Source organism: Bathymodiolus azoricus thioautotrophic gill symbiont, assembly GCF_001298715.1.
Classification (GTDB): Bacteria; Pseudomonadota; Gammaproteobacteria; order PS1; family Pseudothioglobaceae; genus Thiodubiliella.
The window spans coordinates 1-3,575 of record NZ_CDSC02000302.1; the positions used below are offsets into that span (position 1 = coordinate 1).

Sequence of the window (3,575 nt, forward strand, 5' to 3'; positions counted from 1 at the left end):
GTTTAAGTGCTTGTAAAGCATTTAACTGATCTAAATGTTCCTTTTCACTTAAATCAATACCCTGTGGATCCATAATATACAATTGACCATCTTCAGCAATAAGCCCTTGAAAATCTGATATAGACAATGTAGCATTTTTTGCGAATATTTTTTGCAGATGTTGAATGTCTTCTAAAGTTTGATTGCTGCTATTATTAAGTATTTTTAACAGAGAGTCTCCTTTCGGAATCAAACTTTTGTACGATAACATTATATCTTGTGCGCCTTTAATTTTTTGCACGACTAAACCGTGTTTCGTAGTGTTAGATTTATCTATAAATGTGATTTTTTTGTAAAATTTAGGTGTTTTTATACCAAGCGAATCTAGTTTCTTTAAGTGTTTTATTTCTTCTTCAATCTCGCTGGCTTCAAAACCTGAGGTTAATAGCAACACCAATAAATTAGGTCTATCTTTAAAATTATAGGCAGTTTTAAATACACCTTGACCAACAACAGTTTCTGTATCTACTTGATCGCTGTTTAATGTATTTGGGATGTTGTCTGTATCAGGTGATCCTTTGGAGTTCGCACCACCAAGTTTCAAACCTTCTAATATTTCCCCCACACGCTTAGACTCTTTAGTTTGCCTGGTAATAACATTTAAATCACCATTCCACTGATAAATCATTTTTTCACCGCCTGTTTCCATGGTTTTGGTGCCATCAGGGTTGATTTGCATGTCGCCTTTTCTGCCGGTTATTTCAGTAGTTTTTAGCGCTGGTATATTGTCATAAATCATTTTGGCAAAATTCCTAGTTAGACCTTGCCTGATGCGAGAAGTATCACAACCTACTAAAGCAATGCGATCAAAATAAGTGTTTTCATTGGCGTAAGTATCATAAATCTGCTTGACTTTATCGGTCAATTTATCCATGCCATTTTCACCATTGGCAAAATTTTCTCCATGATCAACAAAATTAAGTCGCACATTGCCTTTAGGGGTATAAATCTCGTTGTCTGATGTGACCAATTTGTTATTGTCATCAAAATGAACAATAATGCTACTCTCAGGGTGTTTATTGGCAAGGGCTTGGGCGGCTTTGACGGCGACTTCGCTGTTGCCGTTTTGAACGATAATGTTGCTTTGATAGTTGCTGAAATCTTCTTTTAGTGCGTGACGAAAAACCATATCACTGGACACTTTGGGGTTGCCTCTTATTAAAGATCTCATTTGAACTTTACTAATAAAGTGATTGCTTTCATCAACCATTACTTCAATTCTATCTATTTTATAGTTGGTTTTTGGCTCGTAAAGCACTTTGGTTGTGCCATCTGAGTCGTAACTCATAACAACAAGGTCTTGTTGTTTTTGTGCTTTGTCTAATAGACTTTTTTCAAATTTTGGATCGCCCTCCAACATTTTCTTGCTAACAAAAATGGCGTGCATACCTTTGTTTTGATCAAATTCTTTTAGGGTGCTTAAGGATTCATCTCTCCACTTTAACAAATTTTCTATATTCTCTTTCCTGTCTACCTGTGAATAACAAGACAAAACTTCAGACGATGGTGAGTGAATGTTCAATGGATCCATAACATAAAGTTGCCCATCTCTGCCTAATAACATCTGCAAATCACCGATACCCAAATTTGGATGCTGATCAAATTTCTGTAATAAATTTTGAATATCGCTTAGCGTTTTGGCTGTTGTGCGCCCCTTTGGAATAGGCAACCGTCCTGGTTTTACCAATACTGAGCTATGAATGCGTTCAACCAAAATACCATGGTGTTCTTGATTATTCTCATCAATCATAGAAAGAGTTTTAAAATATTTTGGCGTTTTAATGCCCATTTCTCTAAATTTGTTAATCCACTCAATTTCGTTTGTTAATCGTTCAATTGAAGACGGATTCTCTAATCTTTCATTTAGTTGTAAAAACAACAAATCGGGGTGGTCTTTTAAGGTGTAAGCAACTTTCATGGCACCACGACCAATATATTCGCCTATATCCTTATGCATCAATGAATCTGGCGTTGTTTCATCATCTAACCCCAATTTTAGATGATCTAAAACTTTAGCAATATTCTTAGAACTTTGCGTTGTCCAAGTAGATCTGTTGCGTCCATAATCCCAACGATGAATGATTTTTTGATCCTTCTCATTCATGGTTTTAGAGCCATCTTCGTTCACATGAATATCACCCAATCTACCTGTAACACTAGTGTTTCTTAAATATTTTCTAGTGTAAAGCTCTTTAGCGTAACTTTGACTGAGTCTTTCGTTGTTACAACCCACCAAAGCAGCACGATTCAAATAGGCGTGACTGTCTACTGAATCCATCTTGTAGTGTTGCGCTAATTGATCGGTATAATCTGCTAACTTTGTCGCCCCCACTTCTTCCAATTTTTTTGAATGTCCAACAATATTGAGTCGTACACTGGAATCAGGCGTAAATGCTTCTCCCTCTGGGAAAACCAACTTACCTTGCTCATCAAGTGTAACAAGGACACTGGTGTTAGGGTGTTTGTCAAATAACGCTTTGGCGGCATCTCTGGTGACTTTGTTTTCGCCAATGGACAAGATAATGTTGTGTTTGTTTTTGTCATTGCTTTTTAGGTTTAGGGCTTCATAACCCTCAGCGGTGTTGACACGGAAAACAGAGTTGCTGCTTTCTTTCCAGTCATGTTGCTTGGCAAAATCAAGGTGTTCATTTTTTAAATCAGCACTTGGGCTTATATTATCACGGCTAATAACTTCAACGGTTGCGAAATCTAAATTTTGACTGTTGCTTGGTTGGTGAATAACATCTTTTTCACCTGTTGCAGAATCATAGACAACAATGACTTTGTTATTCTTTTCTTTTGCATCGCTTAGTATTTTTTGTTTTAGCGTCTTATCGGGTGCATCCCAAAGTTGTTTGTCAATATAGACAATATGATCGAGTGTTTTGTCGGTAAAAAGGTTGTGGCGTTCTAAAATATAATGTTCAAATGTTTGCAAGGCATCTAACTGATCCGTGTTACGATTAGCGCTCCAAGGCGATATAACAACACCCATTGGATCTATAATATACAGTTGACCGTCTTCGGCAACAAGCCCTTGAAAATCTGACACACTAAGATTGTTGTTTAATGCAAATATTTTCTGCAAATTTTTAATATCTCTTAGGGTTTGGTCGTTACTACTATCAAGCACTTGCAATAGATGATTGCTTAGCTGAACCTTTTTTTTGCGCATTAATTTTATATCATGTGCGCCTTTAATTTTTTGCACAACTAAGCCGTATTGCTTGGTATTAGAATCAGATTCATCAACAAATGTGATTTGTTTATAGCGCTTAGGTGTTTTTATACCAAGTGAATCTAATTTCGTTAGCCATTTTATTTCTTCTTCAATATCAGCAGCTTGATCGTGTGACTTTAATAGCAATACCAATAAATCGGGTTGATTTTTAAAATTGTAGGCAGTTTTATAGGTGCCCGAACCAATAGCAGTTTCTGTATCCACTTGTTTGTTACTTAATATGTCTGGAATGCTGTCTACATCAATGGTATCAGATGAACCTTCAGAATTCGCACCACTAAGCTTCAAGCCTTTT

General features: G+C 36.4%; 1 protein-coding gene. It reads right to left on the minus strand.

What is annotated here, in order from left to right; genetic code table 11:
- Positions 1-3,575 (minus strand): C80 family cysteine peptidase (locus BAZSYMA_RS05870; RefSeq protein ID WP_143243121.1); only part of this gene is annotated, 3,575 nt, incomplete at both ends.